Origin of the sequence: Leclercia sp. GLN_9, from assembly GCF_043105735.1 — a bacterium.
Lineage (GTDB): Bacteria > Pseudomonadota > Gammaproteobacteria > Enterobacterales > Enterobacteriaceae > Enterobacter > Enterobacter adecarboxylatus.
This window is the reverse complement of the sequence record NZ_JBICLV010000017.1, coordinates 684,978-708,207: the sequence shown is the minus strand read 5'-3', so window position 1 is coordinate 708,207 and position 23,230 is coordinate 684,978. Positions and strand designations below refer to the sequence as shown.

Genomic DNA, 23,230 nt, shown 5'->3' with positions numbered 1-23,230 from the left:
TGTTTAATATCATGAAAACAGATAATTACGTGATCCCGATCCCGTTTGTTCAGGGGGTTGCCGCTCAGCTGGACGATTTTGGTCGCAGGTTTTCGTCAAACACCAGCCGCTTACGATCCGGCTCCACCTCATGTAGCGGCTCCACCTGATGCATCGTCTGTTTGCAGCGTTCCACCAGAGTTTGATACTCACGGGTGCCCTGCTTCTTCCATTCCATCTCCTGCTCGCTCAGCGCCCGAATCGCTTTCGCCGGGCTGCCCAGGATCAGATGGTCAGCAGGCATTTCCGCTTTCGCTTTCACAAACGCGGCCGCGCCGACAATGCTGTTCTCGCCAATTACCGCCCCGTCCATGATCACCGCATTCATTCCCACCAGCGCATTCCGGCGGATGACGCAGCCGTGAAGGATAGCGCCATGACCAATATGGCCCTCTTCTTCCACGACCGTGTCCTGCTCGGGGAAACCGTGCATGATGCAGTTATCCTGGATGTTGGCCCCGTCTTTCACCACGATACGGCCAAAATCACCGCGCAGGCTGGCGTTGGGGCCGACGTAGACCCCCTTGCCGAGGATCACATCGCCAATCAGCACCGCTGTCGGGTGAACATAACTCTCTTGCGGAACAACCGGGGTCATACCATCGATTTGATATACAGGCACATTACCTCCTTTACGCAGGCGTCAGGCCGCCGAAGCGTTGCCAATAGGAAGAACCCGGCGACGGCAGTTCGCCGACGGAGGTCTCCCCTTTCTCACTGACAAACGCCAGCGCACCTGGCGCGACGCGCTGATAAATGTTGATGCACAGCTGGCGGGCCGTCTGGCCTGCCCAGTGCGACGGGAGTAACTCTTCCGGCAGGAGCGGATCCTTGAGCACCACCCGGCGATAAAAATGGATCAACAGCAGCTGGATCTGGAAGCAGCGCTCCGGCGTTAGCTCTGCCGGGGTGGCCTCGCGCAGCAGCGGAAGGAGCGGTCGGAACGAGTCGATAAAGGTTTCGTACATCAGGTTCTGCTCGCTAAGCTGCCAGCACTCTTCAACCCTGGAGCGCAGCGCGGCGCGGGAGAGCGCCAGCGGCGAATGCGCCTCAAAGCAGATGACGTTCTCGGCTACGCCCGCTTCGTGCAGCAGGGTCTGGACATCCGCCAGCTGTTGCGACGGGGAGGCCATCAGGCTGGGGGCAAGCGTACCGAAGCCTTGCCAGATCAGCTGCTTTTTCACATCCGCCAGCGTGGCTTTATCCATTCCTTCGGAGAGCAACAGCAACCATTTTCCGTCCCAGGCTGGCAGCTCCGCGCGATAAATTTTTGCCTCAGCCCGCCGGGTTAAGCGCAACCCTTTGTCACTCAGCCGGTAAAAGCTGCGTCTGCCGATGCGAACCACATCCAGCCAGCCCTCTTTATTCAGGCGGAACAGCGCGGTACGTACAAAGCGTTCGCCAAAGCCCATCCCTTCCAGCAGTGCCGCCAGGCTACCCAGCCAGACTTCGCCGCCGCGATGGGACAACGCATCGCCGTATAAGGAGGAGATCAACGACGTGCCGCTGACGGGAACGGAGCTGACCGCGTGCTGAATAAAGGCGTCGAGTTTACTCATGTGATTCATTCTGTTGTGATTATTTTGTCGGATGAATCATAGCATAGCACCAGACGCGTGACCCTCCCCAATACGGAGAGGGTCAGCAGGCCGGGGTTAGCCGTTGGCGGCGACCTTACGCAGGTCGAAGACGCGGCAGGCTTTGCCTTCGGAACGCGGGATACTGCCGCAGTTCACAATGGTAACGTCGGTGGAGATCCCCACCATCGATTTGATGCGGTGGCGCAGCTCATGGCACACATGACAACGCTGTTCGTGGGTCAGGGTTAAGCTGCTCTGTTTCAGCTCCACTTTGACTGAAAGCGAATCAAGATGGCCCCGACGATTCACCTCCAGCTGGTAGTGCGGCGACAGGTGCTCAAACTTGACGATCTCCTCTTCCAGTTGAGAGGGGAAGACGTTCACGCCGCGGATGATCAGCATGTCGTCGCTGCGACCGCTGATGCGATCCATCCGGCGCATGGTGCGGGCGGTGCCCGGCAGCAGACGCGTCAGGTCGCGGGTGCGGTAGCGGATCACCGGCAGCGCCTCTTTGGTCAGGGTGGTGAACAGCAGTTCGCCCTGCTCGCCATCCGCCAGCGGCGTGCCGTCGTTCGGGTTGACGATCTCCGGGTAGAAGTGATCTTCCCAGATAGTCGGCCCGTCGGCGGTTTCGATACACTCCATCGCCACGCCCGGACCCATCACTTCAGACAGGCCGTAAATGTCCAGGGCGGTAATGCCGAGACGCTTCTCGATTTCGCGGCGCATCGCCAGGGTCCAGGGTTCAGCCCCAAAAACACCAACGCGCAGGGAGCATTGGCTGGCATCGCCACCCATCTGGCGCTCAAGCTCTTCGATCAGGTTAAGGCAGTAGGATGGCGTCACCATGATCATGTCCGGCTGGAAATCGCGGATCAGCTGGGCCTGTTTCTCGGTCTGGCCGCCGGACATCGGGATCACCGTCGCGCCTAAACGCTCGGCACCGTAGTGTGCGCCCAGCCCGCCAGTGAACAGGCCATAGCCGTAGGCCACGTGAATTTTGTCTTTCGCACTGCCACCGGCGGCACGCAGGGAGCGCGCCACAATGTTGGCCCAGTTATCAATGTCGTTTTGCGTGTAGCCGACCACGGTCGGTTTGCCGGTGGTACCCGAGGAGGCGTGAATACGCACCACCTGCTCCATCGGCACCGCGAAGGTATCAAATGGATAGTTGTCGCGCAGATCCTGTTTGGTGGTGCACGGGAACTTGCGGATATCCGCTAACTCTTTGAAATCGTCAGGGTGTACGCCCGCAGCATCAAACTTGCGCTTGTACATCGGCACGTTGTTGTAGGCGTGTTCTAGCGTCCACTTCATGCGCTGAGTTTGCAGGGCCTGCAGTTCATCCAGGGACGCGGTTTCGATCGAATCAAGCTTCGTTGTCATTGTGATTGTCATTGTAGGGTACTCACATTTTTATAATTGTTCAGACACGCTCAAGGATCATGGCAATGCCCTGACCGACACCTATGCACATCGTACAGAGCGCATAACGCCCTTTACGACGATGCAGCTCGTTGCTGGCGGCCAGCGCCAGACGCGCCCCGCTCATGCCCAGTGGATGGCCCAGGGCAATAGCGCCACCGTTGGGGTTAACATGCGGAGCATCGTCCGGCAGCCCCAGCTCGCGCAGCACGCCCAGCGCCTGCGAAGCAAAGGCTTCGTTCAGTTCGATAACGTCCATATCAGTGATGCTCAGGCCAGCGCGCTCCAGCACGCGGCGGGTTGCCGGGACGGGGCCGAGTCCCATCAGACGCGGCTCGACACCGGCGGTCGCCATCGCCACAATGCGGGTACGCGGGGTTAACCCCTGCGCCGCCGCCATCTCTTCACTGGCGATAATCAGCGCCGCGGCACCGTCGTTCACACCAGAGGCATTGCCTGCGGTCACCACACCATTGGCGCGGAACGGGGCTTTCAGCCCGGCCAGCATCTCCAGAGTGGTGTCCGGGCGCAGGTGCTCGTCATGCACCACTTCGGTAACGGCCCCTTTTTTGCCTTTAACCATGACTGGCACGATCTCCTGAGCCAGGATGCCGTTGGCCTGCGCCCGGGCGGTGCGCTGCTGGCTGCGGAACGCGAAGGCATCCTGGTCTTCACGGGAAATCCGTAACAATTCTGCTACATTCTCTGCCGTTTCCGGCATGCTGTCAGTACCAAATTGCTGCGCCATGAGCGGGTTCACAAAACGCCAGCCAATGGTGGTATCGAAAATTTCATTCTGGCGCTGGAAAGCGCTGGTGGCCTTGCCCATCACGAAAGGCGCGCGGGACATGGACTCCACGCCACCGGCGATCATCAGGTCGCCATCACCGGCGCGGATAGCGCGGGCGGCAAAGCCCAGCGCATCCAGACCGGAACCGCAGAGGCGGTTCAGGGTGGTGCCGGAAACGGTCTGCGGCAGCCCGGCCAGCAGGAGGGACATCCGCGCCACGTTGCGGTTGTCTTCCCCCGCCTGGTTCGCACAGCCAAAAATCACGTCATCAATACGTTCCGCATCCAGACCCGGATTACGCAGCAGTAGCTCGCGCAGGGGGATAGCGCCCAGATCGTCTGCGCGCATGCCAGACAATGCCCCGGCATAACGGCCAATGGGGGTACGGATCCCGTCACAAATAAAGGCGTCACGCATCATGCTTCTCCTGTAATAGTGCCGCCGATGCGGTGGGATTTCCCACGGAACAGGGCAACGGTTTTGTGCTCTTGGTTAACAATTTCGATGTCGTACACACCGGTCTGTTTCCCCTGATGACGCACCTGTGCGGTGGCGGTGAGTTTGTCCTGGGCAAAGGCCGGGCGAACAAAATCGATGGTGCAGCCCGAGGCCACCGCAGCCAGCCCCTGGCTGTTGCAGGCGTAGGCGAAGGCGGTATCCGCGAGGGTAAAGAGCTGGCCGCCGTGGCAGCTCTTATGGCCGTTAAGCATCTGTGGCGTGACGGTCATGGTAAGGACTGCGACGCCCTCATCCATCTCTATAATGTCGATGCCATAGGCCTGGGCGCAGGCATCGTTTTCATACATGGCGCGGGCGTTGCGCCAGGCGTTATGACTCATAGCTACTCTCCAGAAGCGCGCGCTGGCGCAGCAGGGACGACGGACGGTAACGCTCTTCACCGTAGTGACGTTGCAGGTTTTCCAGAAGGCGCAGCAGACGCTGCCAGCCAAGCTGTTCTCCCCAGGCCAGCGGGCCGCGCGGATAGTTCACCCCGAGGCGCATGGCGGTATCGATATCCTGTTCGCTGGCGACCCCTTTTTGCAGGGCGTCGAGCGCTTCATTGACGATCATCGCCACCGTGCGCCAGATCAGCAGGCCGGGATAATCGGCTACCTGCAACACGCGCTTGCCCTGCTGCTGCAGATGCCACACCGCTTTGCGGTTGGCAGAGGCCGGGTTGCTGGCGGCAACGGCGATCACCGCGACATCCCCTTCCTGACGATCGCACACCACCACGGGCTGACCGTAACGGTTCGCCAGTGCCTGGGCGGTTTCGCCCTGGGTCTCAATCAGCAGCAGGCCGTCTATTTCGGTGACACCGTCACTTCTTCTCTGCACGCTTATGGCGCTGTCCGCGTCGCTGACGGTCTCCAGCCAGCTTGCCGCAGGCCTGTCGCTGCGCCAGTTGTAGACCCCCTGGCCGCTCTTTTTGCCGAAGCGCCCGGCCAGCACCAGCTCCTGCTGTACCAGCGACGGCAGGAAACGGCGCTCCTGCCAGAAGGCGTTAAATACTGAACAGGTGACGGCGAAGTTCACGTCCTGGCCGATCATGTCGGTCAGCTCCAGCGGCCCCATCGGGAAGCCCGCACCTTCACGCAGCGCGGCATCGATCGCTTCCGGGGCGGCAACTTGCTCTTCGAGCGCGCGCCAGGCCTCGGCGTAGTACGGACGCGCCACGCGGTTAACGATAAAGCCCGGCGTGGACTGGCAGCGCACCGGCTGTTTACCCCATTTCACCGCCAGCGCGCTCAGTTGCTCAACCACCTCTTCCGAGGTCGCCAGCCCGCTCACCACTTCTACCAGCTTCATCACCGGTGCCGGGTTAAAAAAGTGCAGCCCGGCCACGCGTTCGGGGTGGCTCAGGTCCGCGGCAATCGCGGTAATCGAAATTGACGAGGTGTTGCTGGTCAGCAGCGTTTTGGCCGGGCAGATCTCTGCCAGTTGGGCAAACAACGCTTTTTTGACCGCCATCTGCTCAGACGCGGCTTCGATGACCAGATCGGCCCTCGCCAGCGCCTGAATGTCGGTCACCGGGACCAGGCGCTGGAGCGTCTGCTCGCACGCCTCGGCACTCAACTTGCCCCGCGCCACACGGGATTCCAGACGGGTGCGGATCCCGTCGATGGCGCGGGAGATGGCGTCGGCATTGATGTCATACACCAGCACCGGATGCCCGTGGCTGGCCGCCACTTCGGCGATCCCTGCGCCCATGATGCCGCTACCAATCAGCGCTACGGTATGAATCGTCATCTTATTTCCCCGTAAACTGCGGCGCGCGTTTGTTAAGGAAAGCGCTGACCCCTTCGCGGTAGTCGGCGCTGCGCCCGGCCAGGCGCTGATAGTCGCGCTCCAGATCCAGCTGCGCATCAAGGGTGTTGGTTTCAGCGGCGTTGATCGCCTGCTTGATCAGCCCTAAGCCAAAGGTAGGCTGCGAGGCCAGATGCACCGCCAGCTGACGTGCGGTGTCGGTCAGTTCGGCATCATCCACCACCTGCCAGATCATCCCCCAGGCATGGGCCTGCTCAGCGCTGATCTTCTCCCCCAGCAGAGCCAGCCCCATCGCCCGGGCGCGGCCCGTCAGACGCGGCAGCAGCCAGGTGCCACCGGAATCTGGCACCAGCCCCAGCTTGCTGAAAGCCATCACAAAGTTAACCGAACGCGCGGCAATCACGATGTCGCAGCCCAGCGCCAGCGTGGCACCGGCTCCGGCAGCCACGCCGTTCACCGCACAGATCACCGGCTTAGGCAGTTTTGCCAGACGGCGCACCAGCGGGTTGTAAAATTTCTCCACCGACATCCCGAGATCGGGCGCAGGGCTGTTCGGGTCCACGTTACGGTCGTTAAGATCCTGCCCGGCGCAAAAACCGCGTCCGGCTCCGGTCACCAGCAGGCAACGCACGCTGTCATCGCGCTCGGCCTGCTTCAGGCACTCGGCCAGCTGCAGGTGCATCTCCTCGTTAAAGCTGTTGAGTCGCTCCGGGCGGTTCAGGGTGAGGGTCATCACGCCCTGCTCAACATGACTCAGAATGAAATCCATGGTTAGCGTCCTTTAAAGTCGGGGGTGCGTTTTTGCAGGAAGGCGTCGATCCCTTCCCGGCGGTCGTCGGTGGCGGCCAGCAGCGTAAAGAGCTGGCGTTCCTGCGCCAGCCCGGCTTGCAGGGCCACTTCCTGGGACTGACGCAACGCCTGCTTCGCCGCCTGCAAAGCCAGCGGCGAATGGCGTGCCATCAGTGCCGCCTGCTGCAGGGCATATTCCAGGGTTAAGGCTTCGGGATAAACGTCGCTCACCAGCCCTGCCGCCAGTGCCTGACGGGCGGTGATGCTTTCGCCGGTCAACACCATTTTGCTGGCAAGGGATTTCCCGACGCTGCGGATCAGCCGTTGCGTGCCGCCTGCCCCCGGCATAATGCCTAAGGTGATCTCCGGCAGACCGAAGCGGGCGTTTTCTCCGGCGATGACCAGATCGCACAGCAGCGCCAGCTCGCACCCGGCACCCAGCGCGTAACCATTAACCGCGGCTATCAGCGGTTTGTTAAAGGCATTGATCCGCGCCCACAACTGGGGGCGAATGTCGTTAAGGGTGGCGGCCAGATCTTTTTCGGCCATCTCATTGAGATCGGCCCCGGCGGCAAAGAAACGTTCGTTACCGGCAATCACGCACACTGAAATCTCGCTGTCAGAGGCAGCGGCTTCCAGGGTGGCGGCCAGCTCGCTCAACAGGGCGTTATTCAGCGCATTACGGGCCGCCGGGCGATTCAGGGTCAGGTGCAGCACCCGGCCGTGGCGGGTGACAATCAGGTCGCTCATGCCATCCCCTTCGCATCAAAGTCCACCACCACGTCGTGGGTCAGCGGCAGCGCCTGGCAGCTCAGGACGTAACCTGCCGCCAGTTCGTCCGGCTCCAGGCTGTAGTTGGTGGCCATGTCCACTTTGCCGCGCACCACTTTGCATTTGCAGGTGGCGCAGACCCCGCCTTTACAGGCGTAAGGCAGATCGGCACCCTGACGCAGCGCGGCATCGAGAATGCTTTCGTCATCGGCGGTGAGGGTGATTTGGCGGTCGCGTCCGTCCTGGCGCACCGTCACTTTTTGCCCCTCGGCCTGGACGGCGTGGGCACGTTTCACCGTGGTGCCTGGAGTGTTAAAACGTTCAAGGTGCAGCGATTTTTCCGGCATCCCCAGCGCTTTCAGCGTCAGTTCAGCTTCATCCATCATCGCCGCCGGGCCGCAGATAAAGGCTTCGTCAAACTGGCTAAAGTCAATGAGGTGTTTTGCCAGCGCCTGCAGTTTTTCGCCGTCGATACGCCCGTGCAGCAGCTCGCTGTCCAGCGTCTCCTGACTAAAGATGTTGACCACCTGCAGGCGGGTCGGATAGCTATCCTTGAGATCGGCCAGCGCCTGGCGGAACATCATGCTCTGACTGCTGCGGTTGCCATAAATCAGGGTGAACTGGCTGTGCGGTTCGGTTTTCAGGGTGCTGGAGATGATGGCCAGCATCGGGGTAATGCCGGAACCGGCGGCAATCGCCAGATAGCAGCCTTCCCGCTCGGCCAGCGGCTGATAGCCAAAATGGCCCTGCGGTACCATCACATCCAGCGCCATTCCCTGTTTGATCTCATCCCGGGCATAGCGCGAGAAGCGCCCGCCGTCAATGGCCTTAACCGCCACGCTGATCTCGCCTGGCTGCACGCTGCGGCAGATGGAGTAGCAGCGGCGCAGCTCTTCGCCTGCCAGATGGGCTTTCAGCGTCAGGTGCTGGCCCGGACGGAAGCGATACGCCTCCTGCAACGTCTGGGGAACCGCGAAGGTGATGGTCACCGCATCGCGGGTTTCGGGTTCTACTTTTGCCACCGTTAAGGAATGAAACGTTGTCATGGCGACCTCAAATACATTTGAAATAATCGAAGGGTTCGCGGCAGCTGTCGCAGCGGTAAAGCGCCTTACAGGCCGTGGAACCAAATTCACTGATCAAAGTGGTGTGGGTGCTGGCACAGCGTGGACAGGTCACCCCGGCAGGCAGATGCGCATGGCAACTGTGTCCGGCTGGTGGGCTGATGCCGTACTGGCGCAGACGCTCACGGGCGTCCGGCGTCATCCAGTCGGTGGTCCACGCCGGATCCAGCTGAATGGCAATGTGAACCGGTGCATAACCATGCGCTGTCAGCGTGTCGCGGATCGCCCCCATCAGATGGTCGGTGGCCGGGCAGCCGGAATAGGTCGGCGTGAAGCCGATCGCCCAGCCTTCACCCTGTGGGGTCACGCTGCGCACCATCCCTAAATCGGTAATGGTCAACACCGGGATCTCCGGGTCCGGGATCTGGCTTAACAAAGACCAGATCTGCGGGACGGCGGCGGGGGCGAGGTCAGCAAAACGTTGCATGGCGATCTCCTGCGTTACCACTGCTGGCCGGGGTAGACGCGCTGCAGATACTGCATCTCTGCCAGCATCGGCCCCAGATGTTCGGTGTGCAGCCCTTTACGACCGCCGCTGCGGTAGGCCGACTCGTCCGGCACGCTCAGCGTTGCCTCGCTCAGCCCGGCAAAGACTTCGGCTTCCCATTCGGCACGCAGGCTGCGTGGATCCACGGCGATACCCTCGGCCACCAGCGCCAGGTCGATCTCATCGGCTTCGAACAGTTCGGCAGTGAAGCGCCACAGGTCGTTAACCGCCTGCTGCATTTTTTGCGTGGAGAGCGCGGTGCCGTTACCCAGACGTTCCAGCCAGCCGCGACTGAAGCGCAGGTGATAGCGTGCTTCTTTAGTGGATTTGGCGGCGATGGCGGCCAGCTGCCGATCCTGGCTCTGGGTCAGACGGGTAAACAGCGCCACATGCCAGGCGTCGATAAGGTACTGACGGGCAATGGTGTCGGCGAAGTTGCCGTTCGGCTGCTCTACCAGCAGCAGGTTGCTGAACTGACGTTCATCACGCTGGAAGGCCAGCGTATCTTCGTCGCCCTCGCCTTCCAGTTCGGCGGCATAGGTTAAGAAGTTGCGCGCCTGGCCCAGCAGGTCGAGGCCGATGTTAGCCAGCGCGAGGTCGATCTCCAGCTCCGGGGCGTGGCCACACCAGGCCCCCAGACGCTGGGAGAGCACCAGGCCGTTATCACCCAGGCGCAGAACATAATGCGTTAACGTTTTCATCCCGGACCTCACATGTGCTCGATGCCATCAGGGATGGTGTAGAAAGTGGGATGGCGGTAGACCTTGCTTTCCGCCGGGTCGAAAAACTCACCGCGCTCTTCTGGCTGCGAGGCCACGATTTCACTCGCCTTCACCACCCAGATAGAGCAGCCTTCGCTGCGGCGGGTGTATGCATCCCGCGCGTTTTCCAGCGCCATGCGATCGTCGGCGGCGTGCAGGCTGCCCACGTGACGGTGGGATAAACCCTGTTTGCTGCGGACGAACACTTCGTATAACGGCCAGTAGGTTTTGCTCATCTTGATTCCCCTTACGCGACTTTGCGGGCGTGTTGTTTTTCTGCGTGCGCCAGGGCGGCTTCGCGCACCCACGTCCCCTCTTCCCAGGCTTTATTCTTGGCGGCCAGGCGTTCGTGATTGCAGACACCGCGTCCGTTGATCACCTCATCAAACTCCTGCCAGTCGATCTCGCCAAAACGGTAGTGACCGCTTTCGGCATCAAAGTGCAAATCGGCATCCGGGACGGTCATCCCCAGCATCTCTACCTGCGGTACGGTGTTGTCTACAAAGCGCTGACGCAGTTCGTCATTGCCAAAACGTTTGATTTTCCAGGCCAGGCTGCGGGCGCTGTTCGGCGAGTTGTCGTCGTTTGGGCCGAACATCATCAGCGCTGGCCACCAGAAGCGGTTGATGGCGTCCTGCAACATCTGACGCTGGGCTTCACTGCCCTGCGCCAGGGCCATGCAGGCTTCAAAGCCCTGACGCTGGTGGAAGCTCTCTTCTTTACAGATTTTCACCATTGCCCGGGCATAAGGGCCGTAGGAGGTACGGCACAGCGCCACCTGGTTAACGATGGCCGCGCCATCCACCAGCCAGCCAATTACGCCGATATCGGCCCAGCTCAGGGTCGGGTAGTTGAAGATGGAGGAGTATTTCATCTTGCCGTCGAGCATCTTCTGGTAGATGTCTTCCCGGGCACAGCCCAGCGTTTCCGCTGCGCTGTACAGGTAGAGACCATGCCCGGCTTCATCCTGCACTTTCGCCAGCAGAATGGCCTTGCGGCGCAGCGTCGGGGCGCGCGTGATCCAGTTACCTTCCGGCAGCATGCCGACAATTTCAGAGTGGGCATGCTGACCAATCTGGCGGATCAGCGTCTTGCGATACGCGTCAGGCATCCAGTCCTGCGGCTCGATGGCAGTCTCTTGCGCGATTCGCTGTTCAAAGCGTTGTTCTTCGGTCACGTCATTACCCTTATGATTCGTTTAACAAGCAAATCTCATTCGATCGTGAATCACTTCATTTCTTAAAAGTTACACAAAGGTTAAATATAACCCCAAGGAGTGTTTGTTTATTTTGTGATGCAGCTCGCAAGCCTTTTGCTAAGCCCCCGCTGATAGCGGGGAGCACGGGGCAGGAATAGTCAGACAAGATCACAATGTTAACAAATCATTAAAACATCACTTGCATTTTATGATTCATAATCAAACTATCTATAGCGATATCACGAACCACCTGGAGAGAAAAATGCAGCAGTTAGCCAGCTTTTTGTCCGGCACCTGGCAGTCTGGCCGGGGCCGTGAGCGCACGATTCAGCACGCCATCAGCGGCGAAGCCCTCTGGCAGGTCACCAGCGAAGGGCTGGATATGGCCGCCGCGCGTCGTTACGCCATTGAGAAAGGCGGCGAATCGCTTCATGCCATGACCTTTATCGAACGTGCCGCCATGTTGAAGGCGGTAGCAAAACATCTGTTGAGCCAGAAAGAGGTGTTTTATGCCCTGTCCGCGCAAACGGGGGCGACCCGCGCCGACAGTTGGGTCGATATCGAAGGGGGGATCGGCACGTTATTCACCTTCGCCAGCCTCGGCAGCCGCGAACTGCCGGACGACACCCTGTGGCCGGAAGATGAACTGATCCCGCTGTCAAAAGAAGGCGGCTTTGCTGCGCGTCACGTCCTGACCTCTAAATCCGGCGTGGCCGTGCACATCAACGCCTTCAACTTCCCCTGCTGGGGGATGCTGGAAAAACTGGCGCCCACCTGGCTTGCCGGGATGCCCGCGATCATTAAACCGGCGACGGCCACCGCGCAGGTGACACAGGCCATGGTCAAAGCGATTGTCGACAGCGGCCTGGTGCCTGAGGGTGCGATCAGCCTCATCTGCGGCGGCGCGGGCGATCTGCTCGACCAACTGGATCATCAGGACGTGGTGACCTTCACCGGTTCCGCCGTTACCGGCCAGATGCTACGCGTCCACCCGAACATCGTGGCAAAATCGATTCCCTTTACCATGGAAGCCGACTCCCTGAACTGCTGCGTGCTGGGTGATGACGTGACGCCAGAGCAGCCGGAATTTGCCCTGTTTATCCGCGAAGTGGTGCGTGAGATGACGGCCAAAGCCGGACAGAAATGTACCGCTATCCGCAGGATCATTGTGCCGCAGGCGCAGGTGGAGGCTGTCAGCCAGGCGCTCATCGCCCGACTGGAAAAAGTGGCATATGGCGATCCGGCTCAGGAAGGCATCAAAATGGGGTCGCTGGTCAATGCTGAACAGCGTGCTGACGTGCAGGAGAAAGTGGATGCCTTAGTCACGGCGGGTTGCCAGATCCGTCTCGGCGGTAAAGCTGACCTGAATGCCGCCGGGGCGTTCTTCCCGCCGACGCTGCTGTTCTGCCCGCAGCCGGATGAAACCCCGGCCGTGCATGCCACCGAAGCCTTTGGCCCGGTCGCCACCCTGATGCCGTATCAGAGCCGCGATCATGCGATGGCCCTCGCCCGTGCCGGGGAAGGTAGCCTCGCCGGGACGCTGGTGACGGCCGATCTGCGCCTGGCGCGTCAGTTTATCGCCGGGGCCGCACGCGCGCATGGCCGTATTCAGATCCTTAACGAAGAGTCTGCCAAAGAGTCTACCGGTCACGGCTCCCCACTGCCGCAACTGGTCCACGGTGGCCCGGGCCGCGCAGGGGGCGGCGAAGAGCTGGGCGGCCTGCGAGCGGTGAAACACTATCTGCAACGCACCGCGATCCAGGGCAGCCCGAGCATGCTGGCCGCCATCAGCCAGCAGTGGGTGCGTGGCGCTCAGGTACAGGAGGACCGCGTCCATCCTTTCCGCAAATACTTTGAAGAGTTACAGCCGGGCGACAGCCTGTTGACGCCGCGCCGCACTCTGACCGAGACCGACATCGTCAACTTTGCCTGTCTGAGCGGGGACCATTTCTACGCCCATATGGACAAGATTGGCGCAGCGGAGTCGATTTTTGGCGAGCGCGTGGTACACGGTTACTTCCTGATTTCCGCTGCGGCCGGGCTGTTCGTCGATGCGGGCGTCGGGCCGGTGATTGCCAATTACGGTATGGAGAACCTGCGCTTTATTGAGCCGGTCAAACCGGGCGATACCATCCAGGTGCGTTTGACCTGTAAGCGTAAGACGCTGAAGAAACAGCGCACGGCGGAAGAGAAACCGACCGGTGTGGTCGAATGGGCGGTGGAGATCTTCAACCAGCATCAGCAGCCAGTGGCCCTCTACTCCATCCTGACCCTCGTCTCACGTCAACACGGGGATTTTGACGCCTGATCCCTCTCCCTCCGGGTAACGTCGCGCACGTTACCCGGCTTCTGGCACATCTGACAAAACATCTGGCAAATGCAGGCAAACGGTACGCACAGCGTTGTTGCTATGTTGGCAATGAATAAACCGCGCGCAGAACAGCGGTCCCGAGTGGATAACAACACATACAACAGAGGTTAATCATGGGAAGCTCCTTACTCTTTTCACCACGTAAAACGGTGCTGGCGTTGGCCGTTGCTTGTCTCTTTTCAGGCCAGGCGCTGGCGCACGGTAGCGCAGCGCATATGGTCGAGCTGGATAAAACCCTGACCGAGTTTGGTGCTGATGTGAAATGGGACGATTACGCCCAGATCTACACCATCAGCAAAGACGGGGCCTTCATCAAAGTGAAGCCGGGCGCGACCACTGCCATCGTCAACGGCAAACCGCTGACCTTGCAGGTGCCGGTAGTGATAAAAGATAACAAGGCCTGGATCTCCGATACCTTTGTTAACGATGTGTTCCAGTCCGGCCTCGACCAGACCTTCCAGGTGGAAAAGACTCCGCATCCCCTGAATGCGCTATCCGCAGATGAAATTAAACAGGCCGTCGAGATTGTGAAAGCCTCGCCGGACTTCAAACCGAACACCCGCTTTACCCAGATTGCGCTGGCTGAGCCGCAAAAAGCCAAAGTGTGGGATTTTGTGCTGAATGGCACGGCGGTGGATGCGCCGCGTCAGGCGAATATCACCATGCTGGACGGTAAATTTGTTATCGAAGCGCTGGTGGATTTGCAGGATAAGAAGATCCTGCACTGGGAGCCGATCAAAGATGCCCACGGCATGGTGCTGCTGGATGACTTTATGGCGGTGCAGAAGATCGTCACCGGCAGCCAGGAGTATGCCGACGCGTTGAAAAAACGCGGTATCAATGACCCAAGCAAAGTGATGACCACCCCGCTGACGGTCGGCTACTTTGACGGCAAAGATGGCCTGAAACAGGAAGATCGCCTGCTGAAAGTGGTGAGCTATCTGGATACCGGGGACGGTAACTACTGGGCGCACCCGATTGAAAACCTGGTGGCGGTGGTTGACCTGATCGAGAAGAAGATCGTCAAAATCGAAGAAGGTGCGATCGTTCCGGTGCCGATGCAATCGCGTCCTTATGATGGCCGCGACCGCGAACCGGTCGCCCATAAGCCACTGGATATTACGGAGCCGGAGGGCAAGAACTACACCATCACCGGCAATATGATCCACTGGCAGAACTGGGACTTCCACCTGAGCCTCGACTCACGCGTCGGGCCTGTTATCTCCACCGTCACCTTCAACGATAACGGTAAAAAACGTCAGGTGATGTACGAAGGATCGCTGGGGGGAATGATCGTCCCTTACGGCGACCCGGACGTGGGCTGGTACTTCAAGGCCTATCTTGACTCTGGCGACTACGGCATGGGCACCCTTACCTCCCCGCTGGTGCGCGGCAAAGATGTGCCATCCAACGCCGTGCTGCTGAATCAGACCATCCCGGACTACACCGGTGCGCCAATGGAGATCCCGCGAGCCATCGCCATCTTCGAACGCTACGCCGGGCCGGAGTATAAACACCAGGAGATGAATCAGCCGAACGTCAGCACCGAGCGTCGGGAGCTGGTGGTGCGCTGGATCAGTACCGTAGGGAACTACGACTACATCTTCGACTGGGTGTTCCACGAAAACGGCACCATCGGCATTGATGCCGGGGCGACCGGTATCGAAGCGGTGAAAGGTGTGATGGCGAAAACCATGCACGACCCGAGCGCGAAAGACGATACAAAATACGGCACGCTGATCGACCACAACATCGTCGGCACGACCCACCAGCATATTTATAACTTCCGTCTGGATCTGGACGTGGATGGCACCAACAACAGCCTGGTGGCGATGGACCCGGAAGTGAAGCCGAATACCGCAGGCGGCCCGCGGACCAGTACCCTGCAGATCAACCAGTACAACATTGATTCTGAGCAGCAGGCCGCGCAGAAATTTGACCCGGGCACCATTCGTTTGCTGAGCAACACCAGCAAAGAGAACCGCATGGGCAACCCGGTCTCCTACCAGATCATCCCTTATGCAGGCGGTACGCACCCGGTGGCGACCGGCGCCAAATTTGCCCCGGACGAGTGGATCTATCATCGCCTGAGCTTTATGGATAAACAGCTGTGGGTGACCCGCTACCATCCAAACGAGATGTACCCGGAAGGCAAATTCCCGAACCGCTCCGCCCAAGATAAGGGGCTGGGCCAGTTCAGCAAGGATAATGAATCGCTGGATAACCAGGATGACGTCGTGTGGATGACCACGGGGACTACGCACGTGGCCCGTGCGGAGGAGTGGCCAATCATGCCGACCGAGTGGGTCCATACCCTGCTCAAACCCTGGAACTTCTTCGACGAAACGCCGTCGTTGGGTAAGAAGAAAGAGGCGCAGTAAGCGTTAAAACGCCGGGCGGATTACCTTAATGCCCGTCAGTTAAGCCCGGCAGATTACCTTAATGCCAGTCAGTTAAGCCCGGCGGATTGTTCCGTTCACCTCATGTTCATTAGAACATGGCATTACACAACCCGTGAACGTGACAAGGGGGGCCGCCGGGCCCCCCTTGTCAATCCCCGCGGCCCCGCAATGAAACCGGTGCTTCGCACTGCGCTCACCTCCCGACCGGCTGCCTGCGGTCGGCTCAACTCGACATCCTGTCTCGATTCGCCTCTGGCCGCCATCCCTGGCGTCCAGCCCTTGTCATCCGGTCTCCGGTTCGCCGGTTTCAGCGGGGACTCAACACCGGTGCCACATTCAGGCGACTGAGAAGCATGAGGGGGAAGAGTCCGGCTGAAAATCGCCGAAGCGTTGACCGCAGCGGAAGGGGCATAAAGCAGAGGTATTTTAGTGAATGGAACTCTTCCACTTCAGTCATTGAGAAATACCGAAGCGTTTAACTGTCTGGCATCAGGGCAGATGCCCGGCTTATTTGTGCCTGTGCGGTTTGCATTGTCGGGTGGCGGCTAACAACGGGCATTGTGCGGCCTGATGCCCTCACCCCGGCCCTCTCCCACAGGGAGAGGGTGCAAACCACACTGCGCACGGTCTGTTCCCTCTTCCACAAGGAGAGGGAGAAAACCACACCGCGCACGGTCTGTTCCCTCTTCTACAAGGAGAAGGAGAAAACCACACCGCGCACGGTCTGTTCCCTCTTCCACAAGGAGAGGGAGAAAACCACACCGCGCACGGTCTGTCCCCTCTCCCCTTTGGGGAGAGGGTTAGGGTGAGGGGAAATCGCTGCGGCCTGATACCCTCGCCCCGGTCTTCTCCCACGGGCAGAGAGTGCAAAAACTAAAAACGGTCACCTCGGTGACCGTTTTGCTTTTACCTAATACCGCACGCATACCGACTTGGTTTCACACCAGCCATCCAGCCAGTCCGGGCCGAAATCGCGGCCGGTGCCGGACTGCTTCATGCCGCCGAACGGCAGGTTGGCGTCGATCAGGGTATGGCTGTTGACCCACACGGTGCCGGCCTGCAGGCGATCGGTGTACTCCAGGGCCTGGCTGATGTTTTGCGTCCAGACGCTGGCGGTCAGGCCGTATTCGGTGTCGTTCGCCAGGCGCAGCGCCTCTTCACCGTCGGCGACGCGCACCAGGTTCACCACCGGACCAAACACCTCTTCGCGGGTCAGGCGCAGACTGGCATCCGGGTTGACCACCAGCGTTGGCGAAACGTAGTAACCCTCGCCGTTCGGGCCTTGATTACCGGTGATAAGCTCAGCCTGACGTGACTGCGCCTCGTCGAGGAAGGTCTGCACTTTGTCACAGTGGGCGCGGGACACCAGCGGGTTAATGTGCGCCTCCTGGGACATGCCCGGGCCGACGCTCAGGGATTTCACCGCCTGCTCAAAACCACTGACCACAGTATCAAACAGCGGGGCTTCGATATAAATCCGCGAGCTTGCCGCACAGACCTGGCCCTGGTTCAGGAAGCTGCCGGTCATCAGTCCTTCAACAACCCACGACGGATCGGCGTCTTTCAGAACGATGGCCGGGTTTTTACCCCCCAGTTCCAGAGTCACGCCCATCAGGCGATCGGCCGCCGCGCGTGCAATCTGTTTGCCAGTGGCGGTCGAGCCGGTAAAGCTCACTTTGGCGATATGCGGATGGCTGGTCAGGGCGGCACCACACACGGCACCGCTGCCGGTCACCACGTTGAAGACGCCGTCCGGGATCCCGGCCTCACTGGCCAGTTCCGCCACGCGCAGCAGGGTCAGTGGCGTGGTTTCAGAAGGTTTGATAACGATTGAACAGCCTGCCGCCAGGGCGGGCATCACTTTCCACATGCCGATCAGCAGCGGGAAGTTCCACGGCACGATCCCGGCCACCACGCCGATAGGCTCTTTACGGGTCCACGCCTGATAGCGGGCGCCCTGCGGCATCGGAATGGAAAGATCCAGCGTCTTGCCCGAAATTTTCGTCGTCAGCCCGGCGGTGTAGCGCATCCAGTTAAGGGTGCAGCCCACTTCAAAGGCGCGGGAGATGTTAATGGATTTACCCTGCTCCAGCGTTTCGAGCTGGGCCAGTTCTTCGGTGTGCTGCTCCACCAGATCGGCAAAACGCAGCAGAATACGTTCACGTTCCGCAGGCAGTTTTCCCGACCAGCTGCGGGCGACAAAGGCGCGCCAGCCGGACATCACCGCGCGATCCACATCCTGCGCGCTGGCATCAGCCGTCGAGGCAATCACCTGGCCAGTGGCCGGGTTAAAAATCTCCAGACGCTTCTCGCTGTCGGAGGCGGACTGGCGTCCTTCAATCCAGAGGCCATGCTGGCGATCCAGAAATTGCTGCACGCTGTGCAGTACGGCGACCTGTGTATCAGACATAGCGATTCCTTATTATTCGCAGGGTGTCAACGCAGTCTAAGATGGCTTTGCAGAATGCGCTTTTATCTCTGTGACATTCGCTTTGTCGGCTGTGACAGGCACCGCAAAACGCGACAATACCGCCGTTTCGCTCTGTCGTGCAGCGCAGTTCTTGCCTATATTTCGCCCCATGTCACGGGTAATTCGAAACATAAATGCAACAATGTTTAAACATTGACGACGTAGCGGGTATGACATGCGTGCAAATGAACAGGACAAATACCAGCGGTGGCTGGCGCAGATTAACCAGGTTTGCGGCAGTTTTGCCGCCCGGCCCATGACCGGCGAATTTTATGGCGAGCTGGACGCGACCTGGACCGGCAACCTGAAACTCAGCACCGTTACCGCGGGCGGCGTGAACCTGTTTCGCACCCGTCAGGAGATCAAAAACAGCAATGATGCCTGGTTCTATACCGTTTTTCAGCTGGAAGGCGAAGCGGGGCTGGAGCAGGACGACCGGCAGATTGTGCTGAACGCGGGGGACATCACGCTGATTGACGCCTCCCGCCCCTGCTCGATCTACTGGCCGGAAAAATCACGTCAGATCTCGCTCCTGCTGCCGCGTCAGATCCTCGAGCAACACTTTCGTTTTCAGGAAGTCAGCTGCGCGCAGAAACTCTCCCACAGCCTGCCTACCGTCCAGCTCAGCTACCGTCTGCTGCAGGACAGCATGAACAACCCGGCATTAAGCGAAACCGAAAGCGAAGCCGCGCTGGAGGCGATGGTCTGCCTGTTGCGCCCGGTGTTGCAGCAGCGGGAAAGCGTGCAGCCGCGCAAGGCGCGTCAGTTCACTAACGTGCTGACCCTGATTGACGATCATATTCAGGCCGAACACCTGCGCCCGGAGTGGATCGCCTCGGAGTGTGGCATGTCAGTGCGGAGTCTGTACCGGATGTTTGCCGAGAAGGGGCTGGTGGTGGCGCAGTACATCAAAAATCGTCGTCTGGATCTCTGTGCGCAGATGCTGCGCAGCACCCGCGACGACGAAAAGCTGGCGGGCATTGGCTACAGCTGGGGATTTACCGATCACAGCCACTTCTCCACGGCCTTTAAGCAGCGTTTTGGGGTTTCACCGGGCGAATACCGTAAACGCCACCGCTGATCATTTCTGCATCCACTTGCCGTTGATCCCCTGGACATATTCGCCGGGGTTAGCGCGCGCCACCAGCTTTGTCCCGGCCATTTTTGCCACTTCATCCACCGGAATGTTATTGCTGTCGGCAAGCTGCTGATAGCTGTCGGTGCGGGCTTTATTGATCTGCTCCACCAGCGCCAGGGTTTCGCGATCATGACTGCGCGGCGCAATATAACCACTCAGGGTTTCGCCGACCCGACCGGCACTGCGGGCCTCGTTGAGGGTCAACGCCAGCGCGGGTGCGCACAGCCCCAGCGTCAATATCATCAGCGGGATAAGTTTTCTCATGGCAGCCTCAGAACAGATCGCTGCGTGATTTCAGCAGCGTCTCAACGTCTTTATCCACTTTGATATGGATTTCATGTTCAATTTTGACGTTCATGTTGATGGTGATCGGCTCTTTCGACGCCGCCACTTCGATCCTCGGCGTACAGCCTGTTAGCGTCAGGATCACAATCGCGGTGAACCCACCGGCCAGCTTTTTCATGGTTGTTCCTTACATTCCTTGCCTGTCGGGCAGCGGTTATCCGGTAATGCTGCGTGTTGCTCCAGCCAGGTCTGCAGATTGTCGCCAAAACGCAGGCTGCGCCAGAGGGTAAACAGGTTCTCCTGATGGGTATAGTTGAGGTTGACGGCCTGAGTCTGGCCCTCGACGCGGCTGGCGCCGCGGAGTGTCGACGCCAGGGTTAATTCACCCAGGTTATCTAAATTGAGTTTCGTCCACGACTGCGAAATTTCCATATAGCGAAGCCAGTTAATCGCCCCCGCCGCACTGTTATCTTCGACCAGTGCATCGGCCGTGTCTTTGTCGAGACGCAGGGTCATCGGCCCTGAATTCGTCAGCCAGCCATCTTTGATGATCCATTTATTGTTGTCCAGCCAGAACGGCAGCGCCCCGCTGAACGGCCCGGACATAGCGAACTGTTTCGGATTAATTGCGCTGATCAGCTCGCTGGAGGAGATGTTATTCACCCGCAGCAACGCCGCATCGTGCTGCGGCATGCGCAGCTGCTGCATGGTCACTTTGCCGCCCAGCAGATCCACGCTCACGTCGGTGAGCAGCAGCGGATTCGCCTCGCTCCAGGGGTAGTCGCCCTGTAGGTCGGCGGTGATGTTGCGGGCCGTAAATTGATTGATCACTTCGCCGATGCGCAGCGTCACCGGGCCATGGGTGCCCAGCGACCAGGTGCCCTGGCTGAAGCGGAACGGTAAGACAAAATCAACACCATTGATTTTGTTGTCCGGCATCCAGACGCTGCCGCTTTTCACCACGCCGTGCCCACCGGCCTCAAAGCCCTGGTCGGCCGCTGCGGAGAAGGCGACCTGAGCATACAGATCCCCTTCGCGGAGGGTCATTTTCCAGTCCGGCGGGATCAGCGGCTGGAACACGGTCAGGGACTGCTTCGGCCACCAGGCCTGGCCACGCAGCCGCTCCCCATCCCAGCGTCCGTTCAACTGCACCGGGCCAATCGCTTCGGCATTAAGGGTGCCTTTAAACCGGAACAGGGTCGGATCGCTGCCATCAACACTGAATTTGACCGTCGAGGGGGGCAGTACGCTGCCGCCGGTGAAGGTGGTTTCCCCGGCCTCAAAGGATAATGCGCCGCTAAAGTGTGGCCGGGCGGGATCGCGCTGCCAGCGGATCGGGCTTTCCAGCACCATACGCGGTGCGCTGGCGTGCAGGGTGCCGTACTTCAGTTGGTCAAACCCGGTTGAGAGTTCGCTAAGCTCAATCACGCTGTCACGCCACTCCCCTCTCCCTGCCACGTCCCAGCGGGCCTGCATTGGGGTGAAGTTGCCCTCTCCCCAGTAGCGCCACTGCCATAACCCGCTGTCCGGCAGGAAGTCACTGGCCCGGCCGTCAAGATGCAGGGTGAAATCCCCCATCTCCCGTTCATGGGCGCGAAGAATGGCCTGCAGGCGACCATCAATGCCCTTGCGGGTCAGCACCACCCCGGCCAGCGGCCAGCGCACCTCGTCAATGTTGAGGGAGTCGATGATTCTGCCGCGGGAGCGCAGCAGCGCCCCTGGCGCAAAGGCCAGCCGTGGCTCGGCCAGACTCCCGGTCAGCATAGCGGGCAATCCGACATAGAGGATGAGATCGTTCTGCTTGGCAACGCCGGTGAGCTGCAGCGGCATGGCGCTGTTGTCCATGCTCAGCTTGCCGGGGCCAAAGGTGAGTACCGCGTTGCCTTTCCCGGCATCGCCCTGAGTCAGAACGTTCATTCGCCCACTGACGACGGCGTTCTCCGTGCCCTGTTGCCAGTTGTCGATCTTCAGCCCCAGGCGGCCGCTCAGGGGAATACCGGCCTGGTCCCAGCGCCAGCGTCCGTCGCTGATGGTCAGCTGTTCAGGGGTGATCTGCCAGGGAAGATCTAACAACGGCTCGCCGCTCTCCCGCTCAACCATCACCAGCTGGCCCTGATTGTCCTGCCACGCCAGATCGGCATCCACCAGCGACGTAAGCTGCGGCACCGAGAAGGTCGCTTCCGCATGCCCTTGCACCGGCAGGCCGTCCGGCACCAGCGGCAGGGTAAATTCCCCTACCAGCGTCACCGGCTGTGGGTTGTCGGGCAGCTGCAGCGTCACGTCGCTGACGGTCAGGGAACGTCCCCGGAGGGTGCCGCGCAGGCTGAACTGCTCCCCGTGGTAAGTAATGTCCTGTCGCGACGGCGTCAGCGAGGCGGTTAATTTTCCCTGCCACTGCTGCCAGGGGGAAAGCGTCAGGCGATCGATGGTCAGCCAGGTATTGGGCAGCAGCGACTGCCATTCAGCCAGTGTTTTTGGTGCGGAGGGCGTGGACTCGCTCGCAGGGATTTTACTCAGGCAGGTGCTGTTGAGATCCAGCGCGGGGATGTCGATTTTCCAGCGGCTCGGGTGGCTGAGGGTGGCGTTTTCAATGCGGGCGATTTCGCAGTCTTCGACCAGGTAGCGCAGATCGGCAATCACCAGGGCGTTGCGGGTCAGGCGTGGGCTTTTTTCAAACGCGATCCGGGTGCCGGCAGGCAGCCAGATGCCAGCAAGCGTGGGAACCCACTGCGCAAGGGTCAGCAGCAGCGTCAACGGTAAAAGAATGATCAGCAGCAGCAGTGCGATCGCGGCTTTGTATTTACCCCTCATGGGCAGTTAATATCCTGATTTAGCGAAAAAATTAGCCGACAGTACCGAATAGTGTGGCATGTTTCGTCAGGCAGGTGAAGCGAAGGCCTGTTTAAGGATAGATGCGATCACCCTGAATGTGAGCGTTTTTACGCTTTGCGCCTGCCGGTTCAGGACCACAAAAAAACCGCCCGGAGGCGGTTTAGAAAAGGCTTTCTCACGCTATTTTCTGATCACGTCAGGGTCATCAGGATCCAGCGGGTCATTGACATCAGGGATGTCATCATCAGTCAGGGGATCATCTTCACCAGGAAGCGGATCGCTACTGCCAGGAAGCGGTTCATCATCAGGAACAGGATCAATATAATCTGGACGATCAGCCATAAAGCCTCCGTCAAACGCTGTTATGAGAGGTTATTTCGATTTACCCGGTTTCTGTTTGTTCTGCTCATCTTGATTCTTTTGCGGCTGCTTAGGTTGTTCTTTAGAGACATGTTGGACGGTGGATTTCATTTTGAAAACTCCGAGGTTAGATGCAGCAA

General features: G+C 59.8%; 21 protein-coding genes. 3 read left to right on the top strand and 18 right to left on the bottom strand.

All coding sequences use genetic code 11. The features are described 5' to 3' along the window. Positions 1-64 precede the first annotated feature (64 nt). The 13 genes from paaY to paaA form a co-directional block, all read right to left on the bottom strand. The gene (gene paaY / locus ACF8PE_RS14215) at positions 65-661 is read right to left on the bottom strand and encodes a phenylacetic acid degradation protein PaaY (protein WP_059307778.1); all 597 of its coding nucleotides are present in this window, start codon (positions 659-661) and stop codon (positions 65-67) included. A 10-nt stretch (positions 662-671) separates the two neighbouring features. Continuing rightward, a complete protein-coding gene (gene paaX / locus ACF8PE_RS14210) occupies positions 672-1,607 on the bottom strand; it encodes a phenylacetic acid degradation operon negative regulatory protein PaaX (RefSeq protein ID WP_059307777.1) in 936 nt (311 codons plus the stop codon). Between the two features lie 87 nt (positions 1,608-1,694). Then, positions 1,695-3,011 (bottom strand): phenylacetate--CoA ligase PaaK, encoded by a 1,317-nt coding sequence (gene paaK, locus ACF8PE_RS14205; protein ID WP_077227297.1) that lies wholly within the window; start codon positions 3,009-3,011, stop codon positions 1,695-1,697. Positions 3,012-3,045: 34 nt separating this feature from the next. After that, positions 3,046-4,251, bottom strand: coding sequence for a 3-oxoadipyl-CoA thiolase (gene pcaF / locus ACF8PE_RS14200; protein ID WP_059307776.1), 1,206 nt, complete (start codon positions 4,249-4,251; stop codon positions 3,046-3,048). Next, on the bottom strand, positions 4,251-4,673 hold the full coding sequence (paaI, locus tag ACF8PE_RS14195; protein ID WP_032611049.1) for a hydroxyphenylacetyl-CoA thioesterase PaaI: 423 nt from the start codon (positions 4,671-4,673) through the stop codon (positions 4,251-4,253). The genes pcaF and paaI overlap by 1 nt, the downstream gene beginning before the upstream one ends. Next, positions 4,663-6,084, bottom strand: a complete 1,422-nt coding sequence (paaH, locus tag ACF8PE_RS14190) for a 3-hydroxyacyl-CoA dehydrogenase PaaH (protein WP_338533785.1) — start codon at positions 6,082-6,084, stop codon at positions 4,663-4,665. The genes paaI and paaH overlap by 11 nt, the downstream gene beginning before the upstream one ends. A 1-nt stretch (position 6,085) precedes the next feature. Then, entirely contained in the window at positions 6,086-6,871 is a 786-nt protein-coding gene (gene paaG / locus ACF8PE_RS14185; RefSeq protein ID WP_059307774.1) for a 2-(1,2-epoxy-1,2-dihydrophenyl)acetyl-CoA isomerase PaaG, read from the bottom strand. 2 nt (positions 6,872-6,873) lie between these two features. Continuing rightward, complete coding sequence (gene paaF, locus ACF8PE_RS14180) at positions 6,874-7,641, bottom strand: 2,3-dehydroadipyl-CoA hydratase PaaF (protein ID WP_148569404.1); 768 nt, start codon at positions 7,639-7,641, stop codon at positions 6,874-6,876. Beyond that, on the bottom strand, positions 7,638-8,708 hold the full coding sequence (gene paaE / locus ACF8PE_RS14175; RefSeq protein ID WP_032611054.1) for a 1,2-phenylacetyl-CoA epoxidase subunit PaaE: 1,071 nt from the start codon (positions 8,706-8,708) through the stop codon (positions 7,638-7,640). The genes paaF and paaE overlap by 4 nt, the downstream gene beginning before the upstream one ends. Positions 8,709-8,715: 7 nt before the next feature. Beyond that, entirely contained in the window at positions 8,716-9,213 is a 498-nt protein-coding gene (gene paaD, locus ACF8PE_RS14170) for a 1,2-phenylacetyl-CoA epoxidase subunit PaaD (protein ID WP_103792240.1), read from the bottom strand. 14 nt (positions 9,214-9,227) lie between these two features. Continuing rightward, a complete protein-coding gene (gene paaC / locus ACF8PE_RS14165) occupies positions 9,228-9,974 on the bottom strand; it encodes a 1,2-phenylacetyl-CoA epoxidase subunit PaaC (RefSeq protein WP_392495001.1) in 747 nt (248 codons plus the stop codon). A gap of 8 nt (positions 9,975-9,982) precedes the next feature. Further along, positions 9,983-10,270, bottom strand: a complete 288-nt coding sequence (gene paaB, locus ACF8PE_RS14160) for a 1,2-phenylacetyl-CoA epoxidase subunit PaaB (protein ID WP_032611057.1) — start codon at positions 10,268-10,270, stop codon at positions 9,983-9,985. Positions 10,271-10,281: 11 nt separating this feature from the next. Beyond that, entirely contained in the window at positions 10,282-11,211 is a 930-nt protein-coding gene (gene paaA, locus ACF8PE_RS14155; protein ID WP_059307771.1) for a 1,2-phenylacetyl-CoA epoxidase subunit PaaA, read from the bottom strand. Positions 11,212-11,494: 283 nt separating this feature from the next. On the opposite strand from paaA, the gene paaZ reads away from it, so the two are divergent. Continuing rightward, positions 11,495-13,540 (top strand): phenylacetic acid degradation bifunctional protein PaaZ, encoded by a 2,046-nt coding sequence (gene paaZ, locus ACF8PE_RS14150; protein WP_144838129.1) that lies wholly within the window; start codon positions 11,495-11,497, stop codon positions 13,538-13,540. A 176-nt stretch (positions 13,541-13,716) separates the two neighbouring features. Further along, positions 13,717-15,984: a primary-amine oxidase gene (gene tynA, locus ACF8PE_RS14145; RefSeq protein WP_032611060.1), complete on the top strand. Its 2,268-nt coding sequence runs from the start codon at positions 13,717-13,719 to the stop codon at positions 15,982-15,984. A gap of 931 nt (positions 15,985-16,915) precedes the next feature. Here the strand turns inward: tynA and ACF8PE_RS14140 are convergent. Further along, on the bottom strand, positions 16,916-18,415 hold the full coding sequence (locus ACF8PE_RS14140) for an aldehyde dehydrogenase family protein (protein ID WP_392495000.1): 1,500 nt from the start codon (positions 18,413-18,415) through the stop codon (positions 16,916-16,918). A gap of 235 nt (positions 18,416-18,650) precedes the next feature. On the opposite strand from ACF8PE_RS14140, the gene feaR reads away from it, so the two are divergent. Then, positions 18,651-19,556 (top strand): transcriptional regulator FeaR, encoded by a 906-nt coding sequence (gene feaR / locus ACF8PE_RS14135; RefSeq protein WP_103792235.1) that lies wholly within the window; start codon positions 18,651-18,653, stop codon positions 19,554-19,556. On the opposite strand, the gene ACF8PE_RS14130 is transcribed toward feaR, so the two are convergent. The 4 genes from ACF8PE_RS14130 to ACF8PE_RS14115 form a co-directional block, all read right to left on the bottom strand. Then, positions 19,557-19,877 (bottom strand): YdbL family protein, encoded by a 321-nt coding sequence (locus tag ACF8PE_RS14130; RefSeq protein ID WP_059307767.1) that lies wholly within the window; start codon positions 19,875-19,877, stop codon positions 19,557-19,559. A 7-nt stretch (positions 19,878-19,884) separates the two neighbouring features. After that, the gene (locus ACF8PE_RS14125; protein WP_059307766.1) at positions 19,885-20,076 is read right to left on the bottom strand and encodes a YnbE family lipoprotein; all 192 of its coding nucleotides are present in this window, start codon (positions 20,074-20,076) and stop codon (positions 19,885-19,887) included. Further along, the gene (locus ACF8PE_RS14120; RefSeq protein WP_392494999.1) at positions 20,073-22,709 is read right to left on the bottom strand and encodes a YdbH family protein; all 2,637 of its coding nucleotides are present in this window, start codon (positions 22,707-22,709) and stop codon (positions 20,073-20,075) included. Before ACF8PE_RS14120 ends, ACF8PE_RS14125 begins: the two co-directional genes overlap by 4 nt. A gap of 201 nt (positions 22,710-22,910) precedes the next feature. After that, entirely contained in the window at positions 22,911-23,072 is a 162-nt protein-coding gene (locus tag ACF8PE_RS14115) for a hypothetical protein (RefSeq protein ID WP_164529851.1), read from the bottom strand. Between the last annotated feature and the right edge of the window lie 158 nt (positions 23,073-23,230).

Excerpts from the sequence above, each read along its gene's own strand:
- paaX (WP_059307777.1), bottom strand. The coding sequence starts at position 1,607 with ATGAATCACATGAGTAAACTCGACGCCTTTATTCAGCACGCGGTCAGC.
- pcaF (WP_059307776.1), bottom strand. The coding sequence starts at position 4,251 with ATGCGTGACGCCTTTATTTGTGACGGGATCCGTACCCCCATTGGCCGT.
- paaI (WP_032611049.1), bottom strand. The coding sequence starts at position 4,673 with ATGAGTCATAACGCCTGGCGCAACGCCCGCGCCATGTATGAAAACGAT.
- paaH (WP_338533785.1), bottom strand. The coding sequence starts at position 6,084 with ATGACGATTCATACCGTAGCGCTGATTGGTAGCGGCATCATGGGCGCA.
- paaG (WP_059307774.1), bottom strand. The coding sequence starts at position 6,871 with ATGGATTTCATTCTGAGTCATGTTGAGCAGGGCGTGATGACCCTCACC.
- paaF (WP_148569404.1), bottom strand. The coding sequence starts at position 7,641 with ATGAGCGACCTGATTGTCACCCGCCACGGCCGGGTGCTGCACCTGACC.
- paaE (WP_032611054.1), bottom strand. The coding sequence starts at position 8,708 with ATGACAACGTTTCATTCCTTAACGGTGGCAAAAGTAGAACCCGAAACC.
- paaD (WP_103792240.1), bottom strand. The coding sequence starts at position 9,213 with ATGCAACGTTTTGCTGACCTCGCCCCCGCCGCCGTCCCGCAGATCTGG.
- paaC (WP_392495001.1), bottom strand. The coding sequence starts at position 9,974 with ATGAAAACGTTAACGCATTATGTTCTGCGCCTGGGTGATAACGGCCTG.
- paaB (WP_032611057.1), bottom strand. The coding sequence starts at position 10,270 with ATGAGCAAAACCTACTGGCCGTTATACGAAGTGTTCGTCCGCAGCAAA.
- paaZ (WP_144838129.1), top strand. The coding sequence starts at position 11,495 with ATGCAGCAGTTAGCCAGCTTTTTGTCCGGCACCTGGCAGTCTGGCCGG.
- tynA (WP_032611060.1), top strand. The coding sequence starts at position 13,717 with ATGGGAAGCTCCTTACTCTTTTCACCACGTAAAACGGTGCTGGCGTTG.
- ACF8PE_RS14140 (WP_392495000.1), bottom strand. The coding sequence starts at position 18,415 with ATGTCTGATACACAGGTCGCCGTACTGCACAGCGTGCAGCAATTTCTG.
- feaR (WP_103792235.1), top strand. The coding sequence starts at position 18,651 with ATGCGTGCAAATGAACAGGACAAATACCAGCGGTGGCTGGCGCAGATT.
- ACF8PE_RS14130 (WP_059307767.1), bottom strand. The coding sequence starts at position 19,877 with ATGAGAAAACTTATCCCGCTGATGATATTGACGCTGGGGCTGTGCGCA.
- ACF8PE_RS14125 (WP_059307766.1), bottom strand. The coding sequence starts at position 20,076 with ATGAAAAAGCTGGCCGGTGGGTTCACCGCGATTGTGATCCTGACGCTA.
- ACF8PE_RS14120 (WP_392494999.1), bottom strand. The coding sequence starts at position 22,709 with ATGAGGGGTAAATACAAAGCCGCGATCGCACTGCTGCTGCTGATCATT.
- ACF8PE_RS14115 (WP_164529851.1), bottom strand. The coding sequence starts at position 23,072 with ATGGCTGATCGTCCAGATTATATTGATCCTGTTCCTGATGATGAACCG.